General features: G+C 68.0%; 27 protein-coding genes. 17 read left to right on the forward strand and 10 right to left on the reverse strand.

Features of this window, described 5'->3' with window-relative positions; translation table 11 throughout:
* Positions 1-4: 4 nt before the first annotated feature.
* Positions 5-721, forward strand: coding sequence for a hypothetical protein (locus tag AC5P88_RS03680; protein ID WP_495224317.1), 717 nt, complete (start codon positions 5-7; stop codon positions 719-721).
* A gap of 8 nt (positions 722-729) precedes the next feature.
* On the opposite strand, the gene AC5P88_RS03685 is transcribed toward AC5P88_RS03680, so the two are convergent.
* The gene (locus tag AC5P88_RS03685; protein WP_495224319.1) at positions 730-2,046 is read right to left on the reverse strand and encodes a hypothetical protein; all 1,317 of its coding nucleotides are present in this window, start codon (positions 2,044-2,046) and stop codon (positions 730-732) included.
* Between the two features lie 76 nt (positions 2,047-2,122).
* On the opposite strand from AC5P88_RS03685, the gene AC5P88_RS03690 reads away from it, so the two are divergent.
* From AC5P88_RS03690 to rnfB, 9 genes are all read left to right on the forward strand, one after another.
* Positions 2,123-2,806, forward strand: a complete 684-nt coding sequence (locus AC5P88_RS03690; protein WP_106550583.1) for a DUF502 domain-containing protein — start codon at positions 2,123-2,125, stop codon at positions 2,804-2,806.
* A complete protein-coding gene (locus AC5P88_RS03695) occupies positions 2,803-3,588 on the forward strand; it encodes a queuosine precursor transporter (RefSeq protein WP_106550582.1) in 786 nt (261 codons plus the stop codon). Before AC5P88_RS03690 ends, AC5P88_RS03695 begins: the two co-directional genes overlap by 4 nt.
* Positions 3,589-3,683: 95 nt before the next feature.
* Complete coding sequence (locus AC5P88_RS03700) at positions 3,684-5,624, forward strand: DUF885 domain-containing protein (RefSeq protein WP_495224320.1); 1,941 nt, start codon at positions 3,684-3,686, stop codon at positions 5,622-5,624.
* A gap of 16 nt (positions 5,625-5,640) precedes the next feature.
* Positions 5,641-6,711, forward strand: a complete 1,071-nt coding sequence (locus tag AC5P88_RS03705) for a serine hydrolase domain-containing protein (protein ID WP_495224321.1) — start codon at positions 5,641-5,643, stop codon at positions 6,709-6,711.
* Positions 6,708-7,112 carry an SMU1112c/YaeR family gloxylase I-like metalloprotein gene (gene gloA2 / locus AC5P88_RS03710; protein WP_495224322.1) on the forward strand — a complete coding sequence of 135 codons (405 nt, stop codon included), beginning with the start codon at positions 6,708-6,710 and terminating at the stop codon, positions 7,110-7,112. The genes AC5P88_RS03705 and gloA2 overlap by 4 nt, the downstream gene beginning before the upstream one ends.
* A 414-nt stretch (positions 7,113-7,526) precedes the next feature.
* Positions 7,527-7,970 (forward strand): DUF2147 domain-containing protein, encoded by a 444-nt coding sequence (locus AC5P88_RS03715; RefSeq protein WP_049426799.1) that lies wholly within the window; start codon positions 7,527-7,529, stop codon positions 7,968-7,970.
* Positions 7,971-8,072: 102 nt separating this feature from the next.
* Positions 8,073-10,154, forward strand: coding sequence for a methionine--tRNA ligase (metG, locus tag AC5P88_RS03720; protein WP_495224323.1), 2,082 nt, complete (start codon positions 8,073-8,075; stop codon positions 10,152-10,154).
* Positions 10,155-10,230: 76 nt separating this feature from the next.
* The gene (locus AC5P88_RS03725) at positions 10,231-10,821 is read left to right on the forward strand and encodes an HAD family hydrolase (protein WP_495224324.1); all 591 of its coding nucleotides are present in this window, start codon (positions 10,231-10,233) and stop codon (positions 10,819-10,821) included.
* Between the two features lie 24 nt (positions 10,822-10,845).
* On the forward strand, positions 10,846-11,298 hold the full coding sequence (gene rnfB, locus AC5P88_RS03730) for an Rnf electron transport complex subunit RnfB (protein ID WP_106551107.1): 453 nt from the start codon (positions 10,846-10,848) through the stop codon (positions 11,296-11,298).
* Positions 11,299-11,311: 13 nt separating this feature from the next.
* Here the strand turns inward: rnfB and AC5P88_RS03735 are convergent, their stop codons facing one another.
* Positions 11,312-11,659 (reverse strand): RidA family protein, encoded by a 348-nt coding sequence (locus AC5P88_RS03735; protein ID WP_049426796.1) that lies wholly within the window; start codon positions 11,657-11,659, stop codon positions 11,312-11,314.
* 192 nt (positions 11,660-11,851) lie between these two features.
* Here AC5P88_RS03735 and mprF point away from each other — a divergent pair, with 192 nt between their 5' ends.
* Entirely contained in the window at positions 11,852-14,416 is a 2,565-nt protein-coding gene (gene mprF / locus AC5P88_RS03740) for a bifunctional lysylphosphatidylglycerol flippase/synthetase MprF (protein WP_495224326.1), read from the forward strand.
* Between the two features lie 151 nt (positions 14,417-14,567).
* Here the strand turns inward: mprF and AC5P88_RS03745 are convergent, their stop codons facing one another.
* The 4 genes from AC5P88_RS03745 to AC5P88_RS03760 form a co-directional block, all read right to left on the reverse strand.
* Positions 14,568-15,914: a virulence factor family protein gene (locus AC5P88_RS03745; RefSeq protein ID WP_495224327.1), complete on the reverse strand. Its 1,347-nt coding sequence runs from the start codon at positions 15,912-15,914 to the stop codon at positions 14,568-14,570.
* Positions 15,915-15,992: 78 nt separating this feature from the next.
* Positions 15,993-16,610 carry a DUF998 domain-containing protein gene (locus tag AC5P88_RS03750; protein WP_495224328.1) on the reverse strand — a complete coding sequence of 206 codons (618 nt, stop codon included), beginning with the start codon at positions 16,608-16,610 and terminating at the stop codon, positions 15,993-15,995.
* The gene (locus tag AC5P88_RS03755; protein ID WP_049402330.1) at positions 16,607-16,780 is read right to left on the reverse strand and encodes an oxidoreductase-like domain-containing protein; all 174 of its coding nucleotides are present in this window, start codon (positions 16,778-16,780) and stop codon (positions 16,607-16,609) included. The genes AC5P88_RS03750 and AC5P88_RS03755 overlap by 4 nt, the downstream gene beginning before the upstream one ends.
* 49 nt (positions 16,781-16,829) lie before the next feature.
* Entirely contained in the window at positions 16,830-17,432 is a 603-nt protein-coding gene (locus AC5P88_RS03760; protein ID WP_099552096.1) for an HD domain-containing protein, read from the reverse strand.
* A gap of 240 nt (positions 17,433-17,672) precedes the next feature.
* On the opposite strand from AC5P88_RS03760, the gene AC5P88_RS03765 reads away from it, so the two are divergent.
* Positions 17,673-18,824, forward strand: a complete 1,152-nt coding sequence (locus tag AC5P88_RS03765) for a tetratricopeptide repeat protein (protein WP_495224329.1) — start codon at positions 17,673-17,675, stop codon at positions 18,822-18,824.
* A gap of 6 nt (positions 18,825-18,830) precedes the next feature.
* Here AC5P88_RS03765 and AC5P88_RS03770 read toward each other — a convergent pair whose 3' ends face one another.
* Positions 18,831-19,166 carry a zinc ribbon domain-containing protein YjdM gene (locus tag AC5P88_RS03770; RefSeq protein WP_005414225.1) on the reverse strand — a complete coding sequence of 112 codons (336 nt, stop codon included), beginning with the start codon at positions 19,164-19,166 and terminating at the stop codon, positions 18,831-18,833.
* 182 nt (positions 19,167-19,348) lie between these two features.
* On the opposite strand from AC5P88_RS03770, the gene AC5P88_RS03775 reads away from it, so the two are divergent.
* The 3 genes from AC5P88_RS03775 to AC5P88_RS03785 all read left to right on the forward strand — a co-directional run bounded on the left by AC5P88_RS03775 (position 19,349) and on the right by AC5P88_RS03785 (position 21,425).
* Positions 19,349-20,710: an Hsp70 family protein gene (locus tag AC5P88_RS03775; protein ID WP_495224330.1), complete on the forward strand. Its 1,362-nt coding sequence runs from the start codon at positions 19,349-19,351 to the stop codon at positions 20,708-20,710.
* Between the two features lie 227 nt (positions 20,711-20,937).
* On the forward strand, positions 20,938-21,231 hold the full coding sequence (locus AC5P88_RS03780) for a YkgJ family cysteine cluster protein (protein ID WP_106551109.1): 294 nt from the start codon (positions 20,938-20,940) through the stop codon (positions 21,229-21,231).
* Between the two features lie 11 nt (positions 21,232-21,242).
* Positions 21,243-21,425 (forward strand): hypothetical protein, encoded by a 183-nt coding sequence (locus AC5P88_RS03785; RefSeq protein WP_005410566.1) that lies wholly within the window; start codon positions 21,243-21,245, stop codon positions 21,423-21,425.
* 49 nt (positions 21,426-21,474) lie between these two features.
* Here AC5P88_RS03785 and AC5P88_RS03790 read toward each other — a convergent pair whose 3' ends face one another.
* The 3 genes from AC5P88_RS03790 to AC5P88_RS03800 are packed head-to-tail and all read right to left on the reverse strand — an operon-like array spanning position 21,475 to position 23,475.
* Complete coding sequence (locus AC5P88_RS03790; protein ID WP_005414223.1) at positions 21,475-22,356, reverse strand: DUF4097 family beta strand repeat-containing protein; 882 nt, start codon at positions 22,354-22,356, stop codon at positions 21,475-21,477.
* Between the two features lie 10 nt (positions 22,357-22,366).
* Complete coding sequence (locus AC5P88_RS03795; RefSeq protein WP_495224332.1) at positions 22,367-22,900, reverse strand: hypothetical protein; 534 nt, start codon at positions 22,898-22,900, stop codon at positions 22,367-22,369.
* Complete coding sequence (locus AC5P88_RS03800) at positions 22,897-23,475, reverse strand: RNA polymerase sigma factor (protein WP_495224333.1); 579 nt, start codon at positions 23,473-23,475, stop codon at positions 22,897-22,899. Before AC5P88_RS03800 ends, AC5P88_RS03795 begins: the two co-directional genes overlap by 4 nt.
* Before the next feature lie 126 nt (positions 23,476-23,601).
* Between AC5P88_RS03800 and AC5P88_RS03805 the strand changes: the two genes are divergently transcribed.
* Positions 23,602-23,781 carry a hypothetical protein gene (locus AC5P88_RS03805; RefSeq protein ID WP_106551099.1) on the forward strand — a complete coding sequence of 60 codons (180 nt, stop codon included), beginning with the start codon at positions 23,602-23,604 and terminating at the stop codon, positions 23,779-23,781.
* A gap of 36 nt (positions 23,782-23,817) precedes the next feature.
* Positions 23,818-24,411, forward strand: coding sequence for a mechanosensitive ion channel domain-containing protein (locus AC5P88_RS03810; protein ID WP_346477250.1), 594 nt, complete (start codon positions 23,818-23,820; stop codon positions 24,409-24,411).
* Positions 24,412-24,912: the final 501 nt, after the last annotated feature.

Raw genomic sequence — 24,912 nt, forward strand, 5'->3', positions numbered from 1 at the left:
TCCGATGCGTCCCTACACCCTTGCAGCACTGCTGGGCACCCTGCCGTGCGCGGCCCATGCACTCGACCTGCCGCCGGTGCAGTACCCGACGCTGCCGGCCCAGGCTGCCACTGCCGCCGGCTTCGTACCCGAGGGCTGGACGCTGGATTCCAGCATCGAAGGCGATCTCGACCGGGATGGCCGCGCGGACCTGGTGCTGGTGCTGCGCCAGCAGGATCCGCGCAATGTCATCGAGCACGATGGCTTCGGCCCATCGCCTTACGACAGCAACCCGCGCATTCTCGCCGTGGCGTGGTCACGCCCGGCCGGCTATGTGCTGGCAGTGCAGGACCACCAGCTGATTCCTCGCCCGGACAACCCGGTGATGAGCGACCCGCTTGAAGATGGCGGTGTCAGCATCCAGCGCGGCACGTTGAGGGTGGCGCTGTTTTCCTTCTCCAGCGCGGGAAGCTGGTCGATGGGTACCACCGCCTTCACCTTCCGCTGGCAGGACGATGCCTTCGCGCTGATCGGCTACGACCAGAACTCGGTGATGCGCAATTCAGGACAGGCCACCTCGGTGAGCGTGAATTTTTCCACGCGCAAGGTGAAGCATACCGAGGGCAGCATCGAGGACGACAAGGAAAGCGTGCGCTGGCAGCCACTGCGCGGCAGCCGCCGCTGGACGCTGCAGACCGTTGGTGATGGCTGGGCGTTCGATCCGCAGGCCGGCGACGACTGACCCGCGGCTCAGTCGCGGGCAGCCGACGCTGAGCCGGCGCCGGCCACCAACGGCACCGACAGCCACGGGCTTTCGTCGTTGCTGCGGGACGGCGAGCGGCGTGGCACCTGCAGATGGCGGCCATCCGCCGACACCTGCGGCGCCCGCACCGGCGAGGCGAACTGCGCCGGCAACCGCTGCAGGGCATCCACCGGATCCCCCGGCTGCTGCCGCAGCCAGCGCTGTGCGCCCAGCAGGCGCAGCATCGCCGCCGCGTCCTGGGGGCGCGACGAATAGGCCGGATAGACCGGACCCGCAATGTCGGTCAACAGGCAACCCATGAGGTTCGACAGGCAACCAAAGTCACGCTGCGGCGGCGCCGGTACCGGCAACGGACGGTCCGCCTCCAGCGCAGCGGTCGCCGTCGCGCCACAGGCCCAGCCGAGATTGCCGGCCGCACGGGCCAGGGTGCTGCTGCGGTCCAGCACCAGCACGCCGCCGAATTCCCGCGCCGAGGTCTCGATCGCCACCTGGTTCATCGCATACTCGCCCTGCATCGCACGGCACAGGCTCTGCTCGTCGGCCCGCATCGGCTGCATGGCCTGTTCGCATTCGGCCGGCAGCGGGTAATCGGCAGGCAGTTCGACCAGCATGTCGGCCAGCAGCTGCGCATTGGCCTGCACCAGGCTGGCGCCGATGATGCTGTCGACCAGATAGCTGCCACCGGGCACCAGCCGCCGGCCCAGCTGCACTCCCCGGCAGCTGCCGCGCAGCGCACCGTCGATGTCGCCCTGTACGAACGCCAGCGCGCGTGCGCTGGTGGCATCGACCACCAGCCCGTAGGTCGGCATCGGCACCAGGATGCCCTCCCGCTTCGGCTGGAACGGCGACACGAAGTGGTCCGCGTCGGCCAGCGCATCCAACCGCGCATGCAACTGGCGATGGCCCGCATGGGCGTCGACGAAGCGCTGCGGGTCGGCGCGTACCTGGGCCAGGCAATCGCGGGCAGCCGGCCCGCAACCGGCGGCCGCCCGTGAGCGCAATCCTTCGTGGCCGGCGGCCTGATGAGGGTGGGCAACACTGCTACCGTGCGGGTCGGCGTCCCAGCGCCGCACATCCTCGGCCAACGCCTGCTCGCGCTGGCCGGCATCCAGGTCGTCAAAAGCCAGTGTCCACAACAGCGGATAGCCATTGCGCCCGCCCGCCGGCAGCCGCGCTTCCAGCCGTTGCTGCGCCTGCAACCGCGATTCCGGCACCGGCCACATGCGTGAGGCGCACCACACCACGATGGCCAGCACCAGCAGGCCCGCCAGGGTCCATCCCAGTCCGCGCAGAATCTTCAACACAGCTTCCCTTCCATGGCTCGTTGCCGCAGTCGATCCACCAGCGTAATCGACCGGCAGTGACCGCTACAATGCGCATATGTCGCTCGAAGCCCCCGCCCTGGTCCCCCGCCCCTCCCTGCAGCGCCTGTTCCTGACCGGCCTGCTGACCCTGCTGCCGATCTGGCTGACCTGGGTCGTGGTCAAGTTCGTGTTCGTACTGCTGTCGGGCATCTCCAGCCCGCTGGTGGTGCCGCTGTCCGAACAGATCGCAACCAGCTTCCCGCACTATCTGGGCTGGGTCCGCGCCGAGTGGATCCAGGACACCATCGCCCTGCTGGCCACCCTGCTGGTGATCCTGGCGGTGGGCGTGGCCAGCCGCCGCGTGCTGGGCCAGCGCCTGCTGCGCTGGGTCGGCGCGGTGATCAAGCGCATCCCGCTGGCCAGCATCATCTACGACAGCGCCAAGAAACTGCTGGACATGCTGCAGACCGAGCCGGGCAGCACCCAGCGCGTGGTGCTGATCGACTTCCCGCACCGCGACATGAAGTCGGTCGGTCTGGTCACCCGCGTGATCAAGGAACACGGCACCGACCGTGAGCTGGCCGCGGTGTATGTGCCGACCACGCCGAACCCGACCTCGGGCTACCTGGAAATCGTGCCGGTGGAGCTGCTGACGCCCACCGACTGGACCGTTGACCAGGCGATGAGCTTCATCATTTCCGGCGGCGCCGTCGCACCGTCCAGCGTGCCGTTCACCCGCGCCGGCGAACGCGACGAATGACCGCAGCGCCGATCGAGCGCCCGCTGCAGGACCGAGCGGTGCTGCTGTTCATCGTGCTGGCCGCGTTCTTCTGCGGCAATGCGGTGCTGGCCGAGCTGATCGGCGTGAAGATCTTCGCGCTGGAAGATACCCTCGGCATCGATCCGCTGAACTGGAACCTGTTCGGCCAGACCGGCTCGCTCAGTTTCACTGCCGGTACGCTGCTGTGGCCGGTGGTGTTCATCATGACCGACACCATCAACGAGTTCTTCGGCAAGCGCGGCGTGCGCTTCATCTCGTGGCTGGCGGTGGTGCTGATCGGCTACGGTTTCCTGTTCGCTTTCGCCGCCATTTCGCTGGCGCCGGCCAGCTGGTGGGTCACCTCGATGGACGGCCACGGCGTGCCCGATTACCAGGCCGCATTCGCAGCCGTGTTCGGCCAGGGCATGTGGACCATTGCCGGTTCGCTGGTGGCATTCCTGCTGGGCCAGCTGATCGACGTGGCGGTGTTCCATCGCATCCGCCAGGCCACCGGCGAACGCCATGTGTGGCTGCGCGCGACCGGTTCCACCGCAGTCTCGCAGGTGGTGGACAGCTTCGTGGTGATCTGGATCGCCTTCGTGCTGGGCCCGCAGCACTGGCCAACCTCGCTGTTCCTTGCGGTCGCCAGCGTCAACTACGTGTACAAGATGGGCTTTGCGATCGCCCTGATTCCGTTGCTGTACCTGATGCGGCGTGCGATCACCCGCTACCTGGGCGCCGATCGCGCGGCGGCATTGCGTGCCGCCGCCGCGGCTGACTGAAGCCCCAGCGCCACCAAGCTGACTGCGCCTTCACGCTGGCCGTACGCGCGCGGATCGTGCAAGCTCCACGGTCTGTGTTCCACGGAAGCTTCTTGATGCCGTATTCCCCCCGCGTCCTGGCCGCTGCCATTGCTGCGTTGTTCCTGTTCAGTGCCGTGCCGCCGGCCGAAGCAGCGAAGAAGAAGGCCAGCCGCCCTGCCGCTGCGCAGACCCGCCAGGCCGCCAAGCCCAAGGCCAGGCCCGCCCGGGCCACCGCACCGGCCCGTGGCAGTTCGGCGCGCCGCGCTGCGCCGCGTCCGGTCGCACCGGCCCGTGCCGTGCCCAAGCAGGTACAGCTGGAGCGCCTGTATGACGAGTACTGGGATGCCTCGATGCGGTTGAACCCGCTGCAGGCCACGTTCCAGGGCGAACCGCGCTACAACGACCAGCTGCCCAACATCCTGTCCGCCACCTGGCGCCAGCAGTCGCACGACTTCACCACGCAGTGGCTGGGCAAGGTCGAAAAACTCGGCAGCGACGGCCTGCAGGGCCAGGACCTGCTCAGCTACGAGATCTTCGTACGTGACGCGCGCGCCTCGCTGGCTGCCGAGCGTTACCCAAGCTGGATGATGCCGATCAGCCAGTACTACAACATCGGCAGCATCATGGCGATCCTCGGCTCCGGCGCCGGCGCGCAGCCGTTCAACACCGTGCAGGACTACGACACCTGGTCGCGCCGCTCGCTCGGCATTCCCGAATTGTTCGACCAGGCCATCGACAACATGCGCCAGGGCATGAAGGCCGGCGTGGTGCAGCCGCGCGACCTGATGGAAAAGGTGCTGCCGCAGCTGGATGCGGTGATCAAGCCGACCGCTGAAGAGAGCATCTTCTGGTCGCCGATCCGCACCATGCCGAACACGATTGCAGCCGAAGACAAGGCGCGCATCAGCGCCGAATACAAGCGCATGATCGAGCTGCGCATCATGCCGGCCTACCGCGCGCTGCGCGGCTTCATCGCCACCGAGTACCTGCCGGCCACCCGCGCCAGCAGCGGCATGGGCGCGCTGCCCGACGGCCAGGCCTGGTACGCCAACCTGATCGTGCAGACCACCGCCAGCGACCAGACCGCCGCGCAGCTGCACGCGCTGGGCGAGCAACGCGTGCAGGAACTGCAGGCACAGATCGCCACGGTGATGAAGGACGCCAAGCTGCGCGGCACGCCGACCAAGCTGCTGCGCAGCATGCGCAACGATCGCCAGTTCCAGTACAGCGATGCCAATGCGCTGATCAGCCGCTACCGCCAGGTGCAGCAGCAGGTCAATGCGCGCCTGCCACAAGTGCTCGATACGCTGCCGAAGTCCACACTGGAAGTGCGTGCGGTGGAACCGGAACGTGCGCTGACCGCCGCCGCGGCCGCTTACCAGCCGTCACCGGCCGGGCAGCCGGGCGTGCTGTACATCAACACCCGCGACCTGCCCAGCCGCAAGCGCTGGAGCGTGCCGGTGCAGTACCTGCATGAAGCGATTCCCGGCCATCACGTGCAACTGGGCCTGCAGCAGGAACTGGCCAAGCTGCCGCGCTTCCGTCGCCTCGGTGGCGATCTTGCGTTCGTCGAAGGCTGGGGTCTGTACGCCGAAACGCTGGGTGAAGACCTCGGCGTCTACACCGATCCCTACGACCGTATCGGCTACCTGTACTCACGCCTGCTGCGCGCCGCGCGCGTCGTCGCCGACACCGGCGTCAATGCACAGGGCTGGAGCAAGCAGCAGGCCGTGGCCTACCTGCAGAAGACGGTGGACATGAGCAGCGATGATGCCAACGCTGAAGTCGAGCGGATCATGGCCCAGCCCGGCCAGGCACTGTCGAACGTCGCTGGCCTGACCACCATCGTTGCCCTGCGTGACAAGGCCAAGGCACGCCAGGGTGCAGCCTTCGATCTGCGCCGGTTCCATGCCGAACTGCTGAAGGACGGCTCAATGCCGCTGGACGTGCTGGACCGCAAGATGGAGCGCTGGATGGCGCAGCCGGCCAGCGCTACACCCACACCTTCCCCCTGACCCTTCCGGAGCCGCCATGCGCCCTGCCGTCGTCCTGTTCGCCGTCGTGCTGGGCCTGCTGCCGCTGGCCACCTCCGCCGCACCGGTGCTGACCCCACCGGATGCCGGCATCGACGGCCTGATGCAGGCCTACGATGGCCAGGTGCCCGGCGCCGCAGTGCTGGTACTGCACGACGGGCAACCGGTGTTCCGTCGCGGCTATGGCCTGGCGGTGGTGGAAGACGGTACTGCCGTGACCGCCGCCAGCAACTTCCGGCTGGCCTCGGTCAGCAAGCAGTTCACCGCTGCGGCGGTGCTGCTGCTGGTGGAAGACGGCCGGCTCGGGCTGGACCAGCCGGCGCGGCGCTGGCTTCCGGAACTGCCGCAGGCCGCAGCGGCCATTACCCTGCGCCAGCTGCTGTCGCACACCAGCGGCCTGCTCGACTACGAAGACCTGATGGACCCGGCGGACACACGGCAGGTACACGATGCCGATGTGCTGGCCCTGCTGTCGCGCCAGGACCGGCTGAACTTCGCACCGGGCACGCAGTACCGCTACAGCAACAGCGGCTATGCACTGCTGGCACTGATCGTGGGCCGCGCGTCCGGCCAGGATTTCGCCACCTTCCTGCAGCAGCGCATCTTCGCGCCGCTCGGCATGGCCCACACCGTGGCCCATCAGGACGGTGTCGATACGGTGCCAGCACGTGCCTACGGCTACAGCTGGATCGACGGCCGCTGGCAGCGCACCGACCAGAGCACCACCAGCGCCGTGCTCGGCGATGGTGGCATCTATTCCTCGCTGGACGATCTCGCCCGCTGGGACGCCGCGCTGTATGACGACCGCCTGCTGTCGAAGGCTTCGCGCCGCGCGATGTTCAGCCCGGCCACGACCACATCGGAACCGGACGTGCCGCATTACGGTTTCGGCTGGCGCCTGAACGGTCCGGCGCAATGGCACAGCGGCGAGAGCATCGGCTTCCGCAACGTGATCGTGCGCCACCCGGAAAAGCACCTGACCGTGATCGTGCTGACCAACCGCAACGACCCCGAACCCTATCCGCTGGCGCTGAAGATTGCCCAGCGCTGGCTGGACACCCTGCAATGACTGCCGCTTCCGACGCCCTGCTGGGCATCCACCACGCCGCACTGATCTGCAGCGACTACGCGCGTTCGAAAGACTTCTACGTGCGGATCCTCGGCCTGCGCGTACTGGCCGAGAACCACCGCGCCGCGCGCGACTCCTGGAAGCTGGACCTCGCGCTGCCCGATGGTAGCCAGCTGGAATTGTTCTCCTTCCCCGCGCCGCCGCCCCGGCCCAGCCGCCCCGAAGCCCAGGGCCTGCGCCACCTCGCGTTCCGGGTCGCTGCGCTGGAGCCGTTCATCGAACGCCTGGCCAGCCACGGCGTGGACTGCGAACCGATCCGCGTGGATGAATACACCGGCGCCCGCTTCACCTTCTTCGCCGACCCCGACGGCCTGCCGCTGGAGCTGTACGAAGCCGGTTGATGCCCCTCGGGGTCAGATCCCTTTTCCGTCGGAAAAGGGATCTGACCCCATCGCCGCCACCGGAAACGCCATCCACGCGCGGCATGGATCTACGTGTCGACCAAGGTCGACACCCACCAAGAGAGGCCGTGCCATTCCGACAGATCTCCGGAAACTGTCGAAGGCGGGATGGGTCCGGTTGCGGGGGTGTCCGCGGCATGGATGCCGCGGCCAAGCCCCCAGGGACGGGTTCACGGCGTCCCCCGCAACCGGACCCACCCCGCCATCCCGCGGAATGCTGGCTGTTGCTGTTGCCTTCGCCTCTGCGGGTGCCGGGTGCAACCCGGCCAACGCCCCTCTTCCCCATACCCCGCCGAATGGGTATACAGTCGACCCGTACCGGCATCGTGCCGGAATGAACCCTGGGAGGGGACCATGCGCAAGACCTTCAAGACCCTGCTGCTGGCATTGCCGCTGTGCCTGGCCGCGCTCTCGGCGCAGGCCGCCGATGGTGCCGCCGGCCGCTGGAAGACCATCGACGACAAGACCGGCAAGGTGAAGTCGATCGTCGAGATCACCCAGGCCGCCAACGGCACCCTGACCGGCAAGGTGGTCGACATCCTGCACTCGGACAAGGGCCCGAACCCGGTCTGTGACGGCTGTGAAGGTGCCAACAAGAACAAGCCGGTGAAGGGCATGACCATCCTCTGGAACCTGAAGGCCGACGGCGCCAACAAGTGGTCCGGCGGCACCATCCTCGATCCGGCCAATGGCAAGACCTACAAGTCGAAGATGGAACTGCAGCCCGGCGGCACCAGGCTTGACGTGTCCGGCTGCATCGCCTTCATCTGCCGCGCGCAGACCTGGCAGCGCGAATAAGCGTCCTGGCCCCCGCTCCATCCCCGTGACCCGGCCCCGGCCGGGTCACCTCGTTGCGGGCATGCGATACTCTGCGGTTCCCCTCGGCTTCACCCCGCGACCATGACCCGTACCGCCCTCGTCACCACCGCCCTGCCCTACGCCAACGGCCCGCTGCACCTGGGCCACCTGGTCGGCTACATCCAGGCCGACATCTGGGTGCGTGCACGGCGAATGAGCGGCGGCAAGGCCTGGTTCGTCTGCGCCGACGACACCCATGGCACGCCGATCATGCTGGCTGCGGAAAAGGCCGGGGTCACCCCGGAAACCTTCATCGCCAACATCCAGGCCAGCCACGAACGTGACTTCGCCGCGTTCGGCGTCGCCTTCGACCATTACGACTCGACCAATTCGGCGGCCAACAAGGCGCTGACCGAGCAGTTCTACCTGAAGCTGGAAGCGGCCGGCCACATCAGCCGTCGTTCGGTGGCGCAGTTCTACGACCCGGCCAAGGGCATGTTCCTGCCCGACCGCTACGTCAAGGGCATCTGCCCGAACTGCGGCAGCCCCGACCAGTACGGCGACAACTGCGAAGTGTGCGGCGCCACCTATGCACCGACCGACCTGAAGGAGCCGCGTTCGGTGATCTCCGGTGCGACGCCGGAAATGCGCGATTCGGAGCACTTCTTCTTCGAGGTGGGCCACTTCGACGCGTTCCTGCGCGAATGGCTGGCCGGCGACGTCGCCCTGCCGGGCGTGAAGGCCAAGCTCGGTGAATGGCTCAATGCCGAAGGTGGCCTGCGCGCGTGGGACATCTCGCGCGATGCGCCGTACTTCGGCTTCCAGATTCCCGGCCAGCCGGGCAAGTATTTCTACGTCTGGCTGGACGCGCCGATCGGCTACCTGTCCAGCTTCCAGACCCTGTGCGGCAGGCTCGGCGAGGACTTCGAGGCGCACCTGCGCGCCGGTACCAGCACCGAGCTGCACCACTTCATCGGCAAGGACATCGTCAACTTCCACGGCCTGTTCTGGCCGGCGGTGCTGCACGGCACCGGCCACCGCGCGCCGACCCGCCTGCACGTCAACGGCTACCTGACCGTGGACGGCGCCAAGATGAGCAAGTCGCGCGGCACCTTCGTGATGGCGCGCACCTTCCTCGACGCCGGGCTGGAACCGGAAGCGCTGCGTTACTACTACGCGGCCAAGTCCGGCGGTGGCGTCGACGATCTCGACCTGAACCTGGGTGACTTCATCGCCCGCGTCAACGCCGACCTGGTCGGCAAGTTCGTCAACCTGGCCAGCCGCTGCGCCGGCTTTATCAGCAAGCGCTTCGATGGCCAGCTGGCCGCGCAGCTGCCCGATGCGGCGCAGTACCAGCGCTTCGTCGACGGCCTGGCGCCGATCCGTGAAGCCTACGAGCGCAACGACCCGGCCGCGGCGATCCGCCTGACCATGACCCTGGCCGACGAAGCCAACCGCTACATCGACGACGTCAAGCCGTGGGTGATCGCCAAGCAGGAAGGCGCCGACGCGCAGCTGCAGGCCGTGTGCAGCCAGGGCCTGAACCTGTTCCGCGTGCTGGTCACCGCCCTGAAGCCGGTGCTGCCGGCCACCGCCGCACAGGCCGAGGCCTTCCTGACCGCGCCGGTCAGCGACTGGACCGAGCTGGCGCAGCCGCTGCTGGGCCACCGCATCACCGACTACACCCCGCTGTTCACCCGTATCGACCCGAAGAAGATTGACGCCATGATCGACGCCTCCAAGGACACCCTGCAGCCGGCCGCTGCCGCCGCCCCCGCCGCCAAGACCGAAGCGGTCAAGCCGGCCGCACCGGCACCGGCCAAGGAAGAAACCAGGAGCGCCGACGCCCCGGCCTACATCGGCATCGACGATTTCGCCAAGCTCGACCTGCGCATCGGCAAGGTGCTGGTCTGCGAGTTCGTGGACGGTTCGGACAAGCTGCTGCGCTTCGAACTGGATGCCGGTGAACTGGGCAAGCGCCAGATCTTCTCGGGTATCCGTGCCAGCTACGGCGAGCCGGAGAAGCTGGTCGGCCGCAGCGTGGTGTTCATCGCCAACCTGGCCCCGCGCAAGATGCGCTTCGGCCTGAGCGAAGGCATGATCCTGTCGGCCGGTTTCGACGGTGGCGCGCTGGCGCTGCTGGACGCCGACAGCGGCGCACAGCCGGGCATGCCGGTCCGCTGATGCCTGCAGCGGGCGTGGTTGCGGCCACGCCCGCCGGCGGCACCGGCCACGGGGCAACGCGATGGGAGGCAACGGAATGGAACTGGCGCTGTTCGACTTCGACCACACCGTGACCACCTGCGATACCTACGGCCGTTTCCTGCGCCGCGTGGCCACCGCCGAACAACTGGCGCAGGCGTGGTGGAAGGTCGGCCCGTGGCTGCTCGCGTACAAGCTGAAGCTGATCTCGGCCGAACGCATCCGCGCGCGCGTCACCCGCCTGACCTTCAGCGACCGCCACAGTGACGACATCGCCACCCTGGCCGCCGGCTTCTCGCGCGAGTTCCTGCCCGACGTGGTGCGCCCGGAAATGCTGGAGCAGATCCGCTGGCACAAGGAACAGCAGCACACCGTGGTGATCGTGTCCGGCTCGCTGGACCTGTACCTGCGGCCGTGGTGCGAGCAGCTGGGCCTGCAGTTGATCTGCAACCGGCTGGAAAGCCAGGACGGCCGCCTGACCGGCCGCTATGCCGGTGGCGACTGCGGCCCACGCAAGGTCGAGCACATCCGTCGCCAGTTCGATCTGTCGCGTTGCGTGCGCATCCATGCCTACGGTGACAGTTCCGAAGACAAGCCGATGCTGGCGCTGGCCCACGAGCGCTGGTTCCGCGGCAAACCCCTGAAGTAACACAACGCGCAGCCTTCGCCACGCATGAGCCTGATCCCGCCCCTGACCGAACGCCTCGACCGCCTGCTGCCGCAGACCCAATGCGGGCAATGCGGCTACGACGGTTGCCGCCCGTATGCGCAGGCGATGGCGCGTGGCGAGGCAGGCGTGGACCGCTGCCCACCGGGTGGCGATGCCGGTGCACGTGCGCTGGCACAGGTACTGGGTGTCCCGGCGATTCCGTTCGATCGCTCGCGCGGCCAGCACAAGGCGCCGCAGGTGGCCTTGATCGTGGAAGCCGACTGCATCGGCTGTACCAAGTGCATCCAGGCCTGCCCGGTGGACGCCATCGTCGGCGGCGCCAAGTACATGCACACGGTGATCGCCGACCTGTGCACCGGCTGCGAGCTGTGCATCCCGCCGTGTCCGGTGGACTGCATCGAGATGCTGCCCGTGCAGCTGGGGTCAGATCCCTTTTCCGGAGGAAAAGGGATCTGACCCCGCAAGACGGTTACGGCACCGCTGCCGTCACTACGATCTCGACCTTCCACTCGGCGTGGGCCAGCTTGGCCTCGACCGTGGCGCGCGCCGGGGTCGCACCTTCCACCACCCACTCATCCCATGCCTTGTTCATGCCGTCGAAGTCGGCCATGTCGGCCAGGAACACTTCGGCGCGCAGCACATGCTGGCGATCACTGGCCACCAGCGCCAGCAGCTTGTCGATCTCCGCCAGCACCTGCCGGGTCTGCCCGGTGATGTCCTGGCTGGTGTCTTCCGGAATCTGGCCGGAGAGGTAGGCGACCTTGTTGTACACGGTCATTTCGGACATGCGCGGTCCGACGTCGTAACGCTCCATCATGGGCGTGGCTCCTGCGGGTGATCAGGCCTGCATTGTCCTCCAAACCGGTCAACAATGGGTGCAGGGCAGCCGTCCACGCACGGTCACTACCGGCTTCCGACAGCGACGCTGGTCAAATGCCAGCGACAGGCGCACGATGCGCCACGGCTGCATTGACACCGCCCTCGCCCTCCCTGACGCACGCTTGCGCCGATGACCGAAACCACCGACCCCGCCACCGCTCCCTCTACCCCGGCATGGAAGCGGGTCCTCACCATCGTCGTCCCGCTGCTGATCCTTGCGCTGGCGCTGCACGGCCTGGCCAACGAGTTCGATGAGAACGGCTACCGCGCCATCCGCCATGCCTTCCACCAGCTCAGTGGCACGCAGATCGCGCTTACTGTCGTGCTGGGCCTGGCCAGCTATGCCTGCCTGATCGGTTTTGATGCCATCGGCCTGCGCCGCAGCGGCATCCGCGTGCATCCGGCGCGCATCGGCATTACGGCGTTCCTGGCGCACACGCTCGGCCAGACCGTGGGCTTTGCCGCGCTGACCGGCGGTGCGGTGCGCCTGCGCGGCTACCGCACCGCCGGCCTGGACCTGGCGCAGATCGGCCAGGTCGTGCTGATGAGCACGCTCGGCTTCGTGTTCGGCGCTTGGCTGCTGATCAGCGTGGCGCTGTGCATGGAACCGGCGGCGGCGGCACTTGCGCTGCCACTGGACCCGGATGCGGTGCGCGTGGTCGGCATCGTCGCGCTAGTGGCCTATGCGGCCACCCTGCTGCTGGTCGGCCGCGATGGGCGTCAGTTCAGCGTGTTCGGCCATGCGCTGTGGCTGCCCGACCGCCGCACCATGATCGGCGTCACCGTGCTCAGCGTGATCGAACTGGTGCTGGCCAGCGCCGCGTTCTATGTGTTGCTGCCGGACTCGACGCCGACCGGCCTGCCCGGCTTCGTTGGCCTGTACCTGGTCGCGGTGCTGGCCGGACTGGTTTCGACCGTGCCCGCCGGCCTCGGCGTGTTCGAATGGAGTCTGCTGAAGCTGCTGCCACAGGTCGCACCAGCTGCGGTGCTGGCTGCGGCGTTGATCTACCGCGTCACTTACTACGTGCTGCCGCTGCTGCTGGCCACCCTGCTCGCGCTGGCGCCGGCGCTGCGGCAACCGCTGCAGGCCAGTGCCGGGGCAACCCGTGCCGGCTGGAACGCATTGCGGCCGTGGCTTCCGCAGATCATCGCGCTGGCGGTGTTCAGCATCGGTGCTGCACTGGTCATCGATGGCACCTTGCCCACGCCGCGCCGCCACCTGGTCAACGCATCACTGCCGATCCTGGAAACGTCCCATCTGATCGGCAGCCTCAGCGGCGTCGCCCTGTTGCTGATCGGCCAGGGCCTGGCCCGGCGCAGCCATGCCGCGTGGATGCTGGCGATGGCCGTGTGCGTGATCACCCCGTTGCCACTGTGGCTGCGCGGTGGCCAACCGTTGATCGCGGTCTCCGCCCTGCTGGTGGCGATGGCGCTGTGGGCCGCGCGTCGCGAGTTCTATCGCCAGGGCGCGCTGCTGGATGAAGCATGGTCGTGGCCATGGCTGCGCAACCTCGGCCTGGTGCTGGTGGCGGTCACCTGGCTGTTGTTCTTCACCTACAGCCATGTCGAATACCAGAACGAGCTGTGGTGGCAGTTTGCGATATCCGGCAACGCACCGCGTGCACTGCGCGCCCTGCTGGTGGTGGCCATTGCACTGGTGATGTTCGGCCTGGCGCGGCTGCTGCACAGCACCCGCAGCCCGCTGCCACCGGCCGACGAAGCCACGTTGCAGTCACTGGCTCCGGTCCTGGCCGGTGCCACCGACACCCAGGCCTGCCTGGTGCTGACCGCCGACAAGGCGGTGCTGCGCGATGACGCGAAGCAGGGCTTCGTGATGATGCAGCGCTACGGCGGATCGCTGATCGCGATGGGCGATCCGGTCGGCCCGCCCGAGGTCGCGCGCGCGCTGATCTGGCGCTTCCGCGAGGAAGCCGACCGGCTCGGTCTGCGCCCCGTGTTCTACCAGATCGGCGAGACCTACTGGCAGACCTATCTCGACCTTGGCCTGGGCCTGGTCAAGCTGGGCGAAGAAGCGATCGTGCCACTGCACGACTTCGGCCTGGAAGGCCGCGAACGCGCCGACCTGCGCCAGGCCTGGAACCGCGGCAAGCGCGGCGGCCTGTCGTTCCGCGTGGCACCGGTGGAAGAGGTTCCCAGCCTGCTTCCGCGCCTGCACGCAATCTCAAACGCGTGGCTGGAAGACAAGGCCGGCGACGAGAAGGGTTTCTCGCTGGGCAGCTACGATCCGGATTACCTGGCGCGCTTCCCGGTGGCACTGGTCGAAGCCGAGGGCCAGATCGTGGCATTCGCCAACCTGTGGCAGGCACCGGCCGGTGCCGAGCTGTCGGTGGACCTCATGCGCCACGTCAACGAGGCACCGAAGGGCACGATGGACTTCCTGTTCATCGAGCTGTTCCTGTGGGGCCGTGCACAGGGCTATGCGCGGTTCTCGCTGGGCATGGCGCCGCTGTCCGGGCTGGCCCAGCACCGCCTGGCTGGGCGCTGGAACCGGCTGGCGGGCCTGCTGGCGCGGCATGGCGAACGCTTCTATGGATTCAGTGGCCTGCGCCGGTTCAAGTCGAAGTTCGACCCGCAGTGGCGGCCGCGCTATCTGGCCGCGCCGGGCGGCATGCACCTGCCGGCGGCGCTGCTGGATGCCACGCGGCTGATCTCGCTGGACCCGCGGCGGAACTGACGCGCCGCATGTCGCCGGGCATGGCCCGGCGCTACCAACTGCACGGTAGGTGTCGACCTTGGTCGACACGCTCATTCCACGGCGTCCCCAGCCCCCAGCACTACCAACTCGCTCTGGTGGGTGCGAACCGTTGGTTCGCACGCCCTCCGCTTTACGCGCCGCCCTTGAGGATCACTTCGGCCAGGCGGTCGTAATCGCCATTGAAGTGATGGTCGCCCGGCAGCTTCACCTTCTGCACGCCGTCGTTGGCCGGCAGGTCCGGGCACAGCGCATCGTCATCCTTGTCGCCATACACGCAGAGGGTCTTCGCCGCCGGCAGCTTCGCCACTTCCGGCGCGATCGGCAGGCCGTCGCCGCCGCCACCCAGCCAGTTGCTGACATGGAATTCGAAGTCAGCCTTCTTGCCCACCGACAGCAGCACGATGCGGTCCAGCGTGTCACGGGTGCCGGCATCAAGCTGGTTGATGGTGGCCGGCAGCACGTCGGCGCCCTGCGAGAAACCGATCAGCATCACCTTGTCGCGATGCCACTGCTGGCGGTAGTGATCGATGATCTTCTGCAGGTCAGTGGCGAAGCCCTTCGGCGTGCGCTCGCTCCAGAAGTAGCGCAGCGAGTCGATGCCGACCACGGCCACGCCATGCTCGTTGAGCGACGATGCCACGTCCTTGTCCAGGCCGGCCCAGCCGCCATCGCCGGAAACGAACACGGCCAGCGTGTCGCCATTACCGGCAGCGGGTACCTCCACCACGGGCAGGCCCTTCAGCGCGGCCGGAGGCGGTGCCAGGCTGACGCCCACCTGCGCGCCCATCACCCGCGCCGCCGCCACCAGGCCCGGTGAAGCATCGCCGCGTGCGGTGCGCTTGAACTCGCGTGCCATCGCCACCTGCTGCACGAAGCGGCTGGCCTCGCCAACCTTGCAGCCATGGTCGCCGGCGGCGCTCAGCCACGGAAAATTCAACTCGGCAGGCTGCAGCTTGTTGTGCTTCACACCGTCGCCGCAGACCATGCGCTCGTGGCTGTGGTCCGGGCAGAAGCCGGTGGTCAGCAGGCCAGCGAACACCTGGGTGTCGGCCTGTGCGGCCAGCGTGTAGGCCATCTCGGCGCCTTCGCCATCACCACCGACCAGCGGCAGGTGGTAGCCGGGCAGATGCAGGGAGGCCTGCAACCAGCGCGAGAAGTTCTCGACGTCGCCGGAACCGAACGAACAGGTCGGATCACCCTCGCGCTTGAGCACGCTGCGCAGGTGCGCGATGTCCACGGCAGCGACCATCGCGCCATCGGCACGCAGGGCCTCGATCGGAAGGCGGCTGGTATCACCACCGGCGGTGGGTTCATGGAACCAGATCACCACCCGCTGCGGCGTACCGGCCGGCATGTGCACCGGAATCTGCTCGAACCGCCCGTGGCTGAACTGCTGCACGTTGGCCGCCGCCATTGCCGGCAGCGCTGCCAGCGCCAGAACCACACCCATTGCCCTGCCCAGCCCTGCACGCTTCATATCGCATCCCCGATGGAATGCGCACACGATACGCCGCCGCCGCGTGCACGGCACGTACCGGCGCAGGCCGTTGGGGATTCAGTGGGCCGCGGTACGGCGGCTGCGCCGGTACAGCGCCAGCGCCAGGTACAACAGCCAGCCAACGATCACGACGATCACGGCCTTCTGGCCCAGCCCGCGCGGCGGGCCGGCGCGCCACAACACATGCAGCCACAGCAGTACGAACGCCAGCCAGGCCCAGCCCCAGAGCAGGCCCGCGGCGGATTGCCAGCCCGGTTCACGGCGCAGGTACCAGGCCTGCAGCAGCATGCCCACGCTGGCACACAGGAACGCGGTGTTGGCCGCCAACCCATGGATGAATGGTGCAAGCAGCGGAGTCGCTTCAGGCAGCCAGCTGTCACCGATGGCGACCGTCGCCAGCCCCAGTGCAGAGACAGTGAACAACAGCGGCGCCGCCGCACTGCGCCGCGGGCCGATGCTGCCGCGATACAGCGCTATGCCGAGAACCGCGATGGCCAACGCCAGCAGGCAGTACGCAGCGCGCAGCGCCAACCCCCACGGCCCGTGCAGGTAGAGGCTGAGCGTGGCCCGCACCCAGTCCAGATCGCTGCGTGCGAACTGGGTCCACAGCGCGGTGGCGACGAACAGCAGCAACGCCACCAGTGCCAGCACTGCCGCCGGGCGTGCACGGCTCATGGCGTTGCCTCCGGATGCCGTGCCTTCCATTCGGCCAGCGCCTTGCGATAGCGCTGCAGCTCATCGGCATACAGATCCAGCACGCACAGCGGACAGCCGCTGCCACAGCACTCGTTGGGACCGGGCTCTTCGGGGGGCAGCGGGCGGGGATCGGGATCAGGGACGGACACAGTCGGAAGCGACAATCGGTGGAAGCAGGCTCCAGTGTACCGGGCCGGCTCAGCGGGCCAGCTGCCGGCGCAGGTTTTCCCGCGCGGCCGCGTCCAGGCGCTGGTGGAAGAAGTCGCTGAGGAAGATGCGCGGCGCACGCAGCAGCCCCTGCAGGAAACGGCGACGCCCGGCGCGGTACAGGAAGCCCGGCACGACCCCCTTGTACTCTTCGGCCACGCCACGATCGTAAGCGGCGAACACCGGCTCGGGCGCGGCCAGGATCGCCATGTCGCAGTCCAGGAACAGCGCCGCCTCGGCATCAACGTCGTCCGGGCCCAAATCGCCATGGCGGGCGGTCAGCAGGATCAACTGCTCGACCCGCGCGGCGTCGACGCCGGCCAGTTCCGGGGCCCGTGCGATCGCCTGCAGGGCCAGCGCCGCCGAACGCGCTTCGTTGTCCTTGCGCCCCGCCACATAGATCGCGTCGTGGTAGAGCACGGCCAGGTACACCTCGGCGGGCCCCTGCCAGCCCGGGCCGTCAGCCACGTCCTGGCAGTGCTGCAGCACCGCGCGTACGTGTCCGAAGTGGTGATAGGCGCGGGGCGGCGTTGCGTAGCTGTCCTGCAGCGCCTGCCACTGCGCTGGAGCCAGCGTCAGCGGAGAGAAATCCATACCCGGATCATCCCGCCTGCGCTGCCCTGCGGCAAGCTGGTTGTTTTTTCACCACGCACTCACAACGCTTGCCCGGTGAGGCCTGGACGCGGTTGTCCACAGCTTTGTCGAGCGCTGGTCCACATCGGTTGTGGATGAAACGCCGTGCCGGCCACGCGCCGACCAACGGTCACTGCGGCGCGGCGCCGCCGGGTCTACACTCGCTGCAGGCGGGAGCGCCCGCCGCTGCCGGGAACTGTCATGTACCGCCCTGCCGCCCGCATCTTCGTCCTGGCCCTGGCCGCCTTGATGGCCGCGCCACTCTGCGCACAGGACCACCCGCGCACCGATGCAATCCCGCCCATCGGAAGCATCACCCCGGTGGAGATTCCCTCGCCGGAACAGGTCTTCGCGATTCCTCCCGCAATGCGCGCGATGCTGCAGGCGCAGGTGATGGACCGCAGCTCATCGCGCGAGCAGCGGCTGCAGGCGCTGGTGGAAATGATCTTCGGCCGCCAGGGACTGGACCTGCAGTACGACGCGAACGCGACCTACACCGTGGGCGAAGTCTGGCAGCAGCGCCGCGCCAACTGCCTTGCCTTCACGCTGATGTTCGTGGCACTGGCGCGCGAGGCTGGCATCCAGGCCCGCGTGCAGGAAGTCGGCCAGGTCGTGTCCTGGTACCAGGACCAGGACGCCGGTGTAGTCTACAGCGTGGGCCACGTCAACGCGGGCGTGGAGATCGCGGGGCGTTACGCCACGGTCGACCTCGATCGCAACGTGCTCTACGACCGCCATGGCCCGCAGCCGGTCAGCCGCGCGCGTGCACTGGCCCACTTCTACAACAATCGTGGTGCCGAACGCATGGCCGATGGAGACCTCGTTGGCGCCCGCGCGTTCTTCGATGCCGCGGTCGTGCAGGACCGCGCGTTCCCCTCGGTCTGGAACAACCTGGGCGTGCTCGACAACCGTGAGGGCAACACAGATGCGGCGCGGCAGGCACTGGACCGCGCCCTGCGCCTGGACGGCCGCCAGGATGCGGCGCTGACCAATGCCAGCGCGTTGTATCGGCGGCTTGGGCTGGATGCGCAGGCCAAGGCCCTGGAGCGACGCTTGAAGTCGGTGCAGCGTGAGGACCCGTTCGCGCAGTACATGCTCGGCACGCAGGCCGAGCAGGCCGGAAGGCTGGCCGAAGCCATCCGCTATTACCGGCAGGCCGTGCGCCTCTATGACACCGCGCACCAGTTCCACTTCGGGCTGGCGCGCGTGTATTTCCTGTCCGGCCAGCTCGAGCGCGCCGACCGTGAACTGACCCGCGCGCAGCTTCTGGGCGGTGCACCGGAGCAGGCACGCTACCAGGCCAAGCTGGACAGCCTGGCCCGCTGGCGCGCGCAGCAGCAGGCCAGGCGCTGAGACTGATCAGGCCTTCTTGAGGAAGCAGGTCTTCAGGACCAGGCCCTTGATCTTGTCCGAGTTGCCTTCGATGTGCTCGGCATCATCCTCGACCAGCCGGATGTTTCGGATCACGGTGCCCTGCTTGAGCGGGATCGAAGACCCCTTCACCTTCAGGTCCTTGATCACGGTGACGGTGTCGCCGGCCTGCAGGGTATTGCCGTTGCTGTCACGCACGACCAGGGTCGAACCGGCGCTTTCCTCGGCGGTCCATTCGAAACCGCAATCGGCGCAGATCCACAGCGCGCCATCGGCATAGGTGTTTTCCAGGGTGCACTGCGGGCAGGCGGGAACGGACGACATCGGCAAGTACCTCAAAGTGAATCAACAGCGGCCATTGTAACCGCCCGGTCCGGGGCCCCAGTTCCCTGGCAGGCGCCCGGCCGCCGCCATGACCACAGCTGGAGCTGCCGTGATGCTGGAACTTGCAGTCGGCGGCGAACTGCAGCAGAGTGCGCGGCCCCTGACCGCCCCCGGAACTCCCCATGCGCCTCGGCATCGACTTCGGTACCAGCAACTCCGCCGCCGCCATCGTGCATGAGGGGAAGCTGCTGCCGATCCGTTTCGGCGACGCCGAGCAGTTCCGCACCAGCGTGTACTTCCCTGGCGTGGTGCCCGACCCGGACGACTTCCAGCTCGATGACGGCCAGGAACACCAGCTGCAGCAGATGATCGACAGCGCCGCGCGGGCAGCCCGTGCCGCCGGCCAGGAACGCACGCCGCAGGCGCTGCGCCGTGAAGCCCTGCGCGCCCTGCGCCGTGAATGGATGGAGGCCCGCGCCGGCCAGGAACGCAGCGCCAGCGACCTGCTGCAGAACGCGGTCTACGGCGACGAAGCGCTGGAAGCCTATTTCGAGGAACACGAAGGCAACCTGGTGCAGAGCCCGAAGTCGATGCTCGGCTACAACCTGCACCCACGCGCCAAGCAGACCATCACCGGCATCGCCGCGCACATCCTCGAACACATCCGCCTGACCGCCAGCGCCCAGCTTGGCCAACCGCTGCGCTCGGCCCTGCTCGGGCGCCCGGTGCAGTTCCGCAGCTCGATCGGCGCGGCCGGCAACGACCAGGCGCTGGACATCCTGCGCGAGGCCGCCACCCAGGCCGGCTTCGACCAGATCGATTTCCTCGAAGAGCCCGCCGCGGCGGCCATGCACTACCACGCCGAAAGCCGCGAGCGGCACCAGGCGGTGATCGTCGACATCGGCGGCGGCACCACCGATATCGCGCATGCCGAAGTCGGCGGCGACGATGCCCCGTGCATCCACCGTGCCTGGGGTATCGCCCGCGGCGGTACCGACATCGACCTGGCGCTGAGCCTGTCCAGCTACATGCCGCTGTTCGGCCGCGGCATCACCCGCGTGCCGGCCCACCACTATGTGGAAGCGGCCACCGTGCAGGACATGACCCGCCAGCGCGAGTTCCGCCTGCACAAGTACGACCATGTGGACGCACCGTGGGGCGACCGCCTGCAGGCGCTGCAGGACACCGGCAATACCGCCCGCCTGTACCGCGATGTCGAACGCGCCAAGATCGCCCTGAGCGCTGCCAGCGAGCACCGCAGCACGCTGGACTACATCGCCCGCGATCTGCATGCCGACAGCAGCGCCGACGGCCTGGCCGCCGCCGCCCATGGCTACCTTGAGCAGATCCGCGAACTGCTGGCCCAGGTCCGCAGCGACATCGGTGGCGACCCGGATGCGGTGTTCCTGACCGGCGGCATGTCCCGTGCCGGCTACCTGCGCCAGGCCGTGGCCGAAGCCTTCCCGGGCGCCCGCATGGTCCACGGCGAACCTTCGCTGGGCGTGGTCCAGGGCCTCGCGCTGGCGGCAGCCAGCCAGGATTAACAAAACGTTACGCGGTCTAAGTTACTCTTGGTCGGCTAGATCCCAGCTGCACCTTCCACCGGCCACGCCGGTGTGTCCACCGTGCAGCCCGGCCCGCCCTGCGGGCCTAGCGGCCATGCCTTCCTGGCTCGTTCATGGTCCGCGTACTACCGGAGCCGCCATCGAGACCCGCTTTGGGCACCCGCCAGGCCCCTGAGGCCTTACAACCTGACGCAACACCTGCACCCATCGACTGCCGCCGTTGTGACGCGGTCTGTTGCCGGCTGCCCGTGCTGCTGCAGCCCGGCGACCAGGTGCCCGGCCAGTTCCTCTCGCGCGACGCGCACGGCCGTGCCGTGATGGCGCGCAACGAGGAAGGCTGGTGCGCGGCGATCGATCCCTATCACCTGCGCTGCACGATCTATTCGCAGCGCCCGGCGATCTGCCGCCAGTTTTCGATGGGCGGCGATGACTGCCGCCGCGAGCGGCAGGACTACCTGCGCCAGGCCGATGCCTGGGCGCTTTCCTCCCCTTCCACCTGACAGGAGCAACCATGCCCCGCAAGGCAAAGACCCCCGCGAAGGCCAGCAACAGCATCCGCAGCGAACGCAAGGGCGCGGCCGCCAGCACCGTGGTCAGCAGCGATTCGATCGCTTCGGACCTGGCAGCGTTCCGCAAGGCCGGTGGCAAGATCGAAGTCCTCGGCACCACCTGGGCGCTGAAGAAAGCCAGCTGACCCAGCTCCGACCGCGGCGGCGCTGCCGCCGCGGCCTGCCGGACCGTGCTCAGCGGTCCAGCCGCACCCGCACACTGCCCGAATGCGACTGGATGCGGATGTCTCCATCACCGCCGCCCAGACGTGTATCGAGATGGCTGCCCGGCCCATAGCGCGGCCGCTCCACCTGACCGGCATCGCTGTTGATCGAGCCGCTGAAGCTGTTCACCGACAGCTGTGCCGACACCGTGCGCGGCAGGCTCAGCGTGACCGACGCACTGACCGATTCGACATTGATGCGGCCGCCGGGCGCCAATCCGGCTGCAGCCAGGTCGATGCTGCCCGAGACGGTCTCCACCGCCAGCCGCTGCACGCGCCCGGCGTCGACCTCGACCCGTCCGGACACCGTCTGCGCACCGATATCACCGGACACACCGCCGCCGGCCTCGATCCGGCCACTGACGGTGTTCACATCCAGCTTCGGCGTCTGCAGGCGTGCGCTGACGCTGCCACTGACCGTGTTGAGCTTGCTGTCGCCACTGCGGCCAGCAGCGCTCAGGCTGCCGCTGACCGTGTCGGCCTGCAGCCGTCGCACGTCGATCCCGCTGATGTCCTGGCTGGCGCTGACCGTGCTCAACAACAGTTCCACCGAGCGCGGCACGTTCAGCACCAGCGTCGCGCCGCCGTTGTTGCTGCGGCGCGGGTATTCGATCTCCCAGCGCACGCGGTTGGCGCTTTTCTCCTGGCGCAGCTGCAGGCCGTCGCTGAGCGTGCCGGTCAGCTGCACGTCATTGCGGTCCCAACCACGCACGGTCACCTTGCCGGCGACGTTGCTCAGCTCGATGCGACCGCCCGCGGCCAAGGTGTGGCGCTCGTCGATGCGGGTGTCGGCCAGCGCTACAGCAGGGGCCAGCAGCAGCGCGACACAGCAGGAAATCAGGGTTCGGGTCATGGGGGTCTCCTCAGGTCGTCAGGCCGGACTCGGCGGCATAGGCCGCCTGCCGGGTCAGTTCCAGCCGCAGCGCATAGGTGCGCTTGAGCTGGCCAAGCAGGTGCGGCGCACGCGGGTCCTGCGCCAGGGCGGCACGGATCTGCGCCGCGCTTTCATCCAGCTCGTGCAGGGCCGGCTGCCATTCCGGCGCCCGTCCATCGGGCAGCGAAGCAACGGCCTGCTGGTACTGCTCGGTCATTGCCGCAGCCTGCAGCTGCAACGCCGAAGGCGCCGGCGCTTCGAGCTGCGCATGGCGCCAGGGTGCCACCGCGTACAGCGCCAGGCTGGCCGCCAACGCCGCCCCCACCGGCAACCACCAGCGCCGACGCGAACGTGCTGGCAGTGTCACCACATTGTCGGCCGGCACAGGCGCCGCCTGCGGCTCGCGCGGCGGCAGCTGCGCCGACAGGCGCGCCCAGCCATCGGCGGGAACATCTCGCTCGCTGGGCAACGCGCGCAGGCGAGCGAGCAGGTCGTGGTCTGAATCGTGGTCGTGCGTACTCATGTCATGTCTCCCAGCCGCGCGCGCAACAAGCCACGCGCACGATGCAACTGTGCCTTGGAACTGCCGACGGCCATCTGCAGCTGCTCGGCGATCTCCTGGTGTTTCCAGCCTTCGATGTCGTGCAGTACCAGTACCGCACGTGCCCGTGGTGGCAGCGTCGACAGCGCCCGTTCGAGGTCGCGTTCGGTGCCGGCACAGCCGTCGTGTACCGCCAGTTCCTGCAACCCTCCGTCCACTTCGTCGAGGCTGTCGTGATCCTGCCCGCCGGCACGCCCGCGCAGTTCCATCAGCGCGGCGTTGACGCCCAGGCGATGCAGCCAGGTCGACAAACTGCTCTCGAAACGGAAGCCCGGCAGCGCCTTCCATGCCTGCAGGAACGCTTCCTGCAGCGCGTCCTCGGCGCGTGCCTGCTGGCCGCCACACAGCCGCCACAGCACAGCGAATACCCGGGGCGCGTGACGCCGGTACAGCAGTTCATAGGCAGCGGTGTCGCCGGCGGCGGCCGCCCGCACCAGAGCGGGTTCGTCGACGGCGTCGTTGGCGGCAGGCGGCGCGGGCATGGTGGTGTCGAGCATATCCCTTGGATGCGGCGACCCGGAAAAAGGTTTAGAGCCGATCAACGGCCGATGCCATGCAACCTTTTCGACGGCTGCTGCATCCATGGAAGGTCCTTCGCGAATCTGCCGTCCAGGAGTCCTGCCATGTCCAGCCCATCCTGCGCCGCCCTGCTGGTGATCACCGCCTGCGTACTGCTGCAGGCATTGGGCCTGTCCTTGCAGCTGCGTCCAGACAACGGCCGCGCCTGCCTGCAGCAGCACCGCCAGGAACTGATCTGCCTGGCCTGGACCCCGGCGGTCGAATCCACTGCACGCGCCGGGTAACATCGAAGGCCGTTATTGCCACCTGTCGTCGCCCCCATGATGTTGTCGCTGAAGGATCACCTGCCGGCCTGGAGCCACCCGTGGCTGAACTACGCGGGCGTCGCCCTGCAGATCGTGCTGGTGCTGCTGGTTGCCTGGCTGCTGCGGGTGCTCGCCCGCCGCCTGATCCGGCGCTTCGCCGAGCACTACACGCTGCCGCCGGAAATGGTGATGGGCGCACGCCGGATCACCAGTTTCGTGGTCTATTTCAGCGCCCTGCTGTACATCCTCAGCCTGCTCGGCGCGAAGCCTTCAGTGCTATGGACCGCATTCACCGGCTTCGCGGCCGTGGGCGCAGTGGCCTTCTTCGCAGCCTGGAGCGTGCTCTCCAACATCTTCTGCACGCTGCTGATCTTCACCACGCGCCCGTTCCGTCTGCATGACTACATCGAGGTGCTGGAGAACGGCGAGAAGCCGGGCCTGAAGGGGCGGGTGATCGACGTGAACCTGATCTACACCACGCTGCAGGAATCCGGCGACGGCCACGAGGGCACCGTGCTGCAGCTGCCGAACAACCTGTTCTTCCAGCGCACGGTGCGCCGCTGGCGTGATCCGGCGCAGGCACCCGGCGGCATCCAGGGCGACGGCTGAGGGTAGGTTTTTCTTTGCAGGGCTGCGCCCTGCACCTGCTTGGAGCAACGGCAACGGCAACGGCAAAAGCATGCTATCCGTGGGAGGGCGGGGTGGGTCCAGTTGCGGGAGACGCCGTGAACCCATCCCTGGGGGCTTGGCCGCGGCATCCATGCCGCGGACACTCCCGCAACCGGACCCACCCCGCCTTCGACAGATTTCCGCGAGCTGCCGGAACGGCACGGGGTCGGATCCCGTTGCTGCGCAACGGGCTCTGACCCCAATTCGACTATCGATATCTGACAGCTTTCATCCACGCATGGCGTGGATCTACCGTGTCGACCAAGGTCGACACCTACCAACAGCAGCAGAAATCTGTCGAAGGCGGGGAGGGTCCGGTTGCGGGGGCGTGAGCCGCATGGATGCGGCGACCGAGCCTTATCTGATCGGAATCTGGCAGCGTAGGTGCCGAGAGCCGGCGTGGGCCGCCGTACAAGCCTGGATCTCGACGATCGCCATGTA

It is taken from the genome of Stenotrophomonas sp. YJH_SMC_8, assembly GCF_059371315.1.